General features: G+C 61.3%; 1 protein-coding gene. It reads left to right on the top strand.

Annotated features, from left to right (window positions below; all coding sequences use genetic code 11):
- Positions 1-48 precede the first annotated feature (48 nt).
- Positions 49-918, top strand: a complete 870-nt coding sequence (locus DN412_RS42900; RefSeq protein ID WP_115216999.1) for an IS1595 family transposase — start codon at positions 49-51, stop codon at positions 916-918.
- Positions 919-1,161 lie beyond the last annotated feature (243 nt).

The raw sequence follows: 1,161 nt of genomic DNA, 5'->3' as shown, positions 1-1,161 counted from the left end.
CCGTGGCTATCAGTTCTGACATCAGATCGTCAGCCGTGATGCCATAGCATCCGCAGCCACCACAACGCCAATGACCTGCCGGAGCAGTACTCCCAGGTCAACACGGGTTCTGCTGACGGATACGCTGCATGCTGGAACTTCGCCTCCGGCAAAGACGGAATCTCGGCCTTAAGTCTGAAGCGCACCTTGGAGATCGGTTCGTACCAGACGGCTTGGGCGATGCTGCACCGGCTGCGATCCATCTTGGTTCGTCCCGATCGGGAACTCCTGCGCGGCAAGGTGGAGGTGGACGAAACGTACATCGGCGGGCTCGATCCCGGGTTACCTGGAGGGCGTGCCCAAGGGAAGAAGGTCCTGACGTGCGTCGCAGTCGAGCTCATCGAGCCCAAGGGATTCGGCCGCTGCCGCATGGCACCCGTGGCGGATGCCTCGGCGGAGTCGCTGCTAGCCTTCGTGTCGACGAATGTCGAGCCGGGGGCAACAGTGATCACCGATGCTTGGCAGAGCTACCGAGGATTGGAGAAGAAAGGCTACATCCATGACCGTCGCAGCCAGCGGGCAGCCAGCGCGCGTGGCGAAGACCCGGGCGCGCTGCTGCCAGGCGTGCATCGGATCGCGTCCCTGGCAAAACGCTGGCTGCTCGGCACCCACCAGGGAGCGGTAGACGCCGCGCACTTGCCCAGCTACCTCAATGAGTTTGTGTTTCGCTTCAACCGCCGCGGCTCACGTAACCGCGGGATGCTGTTCTACAGAGTCCTGGAACTCGCCGTTGCACATGACCCAGTGCGCTACCAGGACCTCGCGCGGACGAAAAGGCCCAAAGCCAAGCGACCCAAGCCGCCGGGGAAACGCGGGCTTCCTCCAAGCTTGGACCGCCCTCGGCAGAACCGGCCGTGGAGGCAGCATGACTCCGGTTAAATGGATACCCCAAAGGCCCGTTATAGACATTGACGCCTATGACATGCCCGAAGCTTGCACACAACTCATGTGCGGGCTCTTTTTCGGTTCGTCGCCGACCTGCGTGACCGCTTAGAAAAAAGGCTCGTCGGGGAAATCTGTGGGTCGTTTTCTTGACGTGACTACGGTTCTTGAGCTTGCATGAGGAAGCGATAGAGCTTGCGAGCCGTGGTATCGAAGGCCTTCTGCTCGGTCTCCGTGATG

The organism is Cupriavidus lacunae, from assembly GCF_003353055.1.
Classification (GTDB): domain Bacteria; phylum Pseudomonadota; class Gammaproteobacteria; order Burkholderiales; family Burkholderiaceae; genus Cupriavidus; species Cupriavidus lacunae.
Note: the sequence above shows the minus strand (reverse complement) of the source record. Positions and strands in the feature narration are given on the sequence as shown.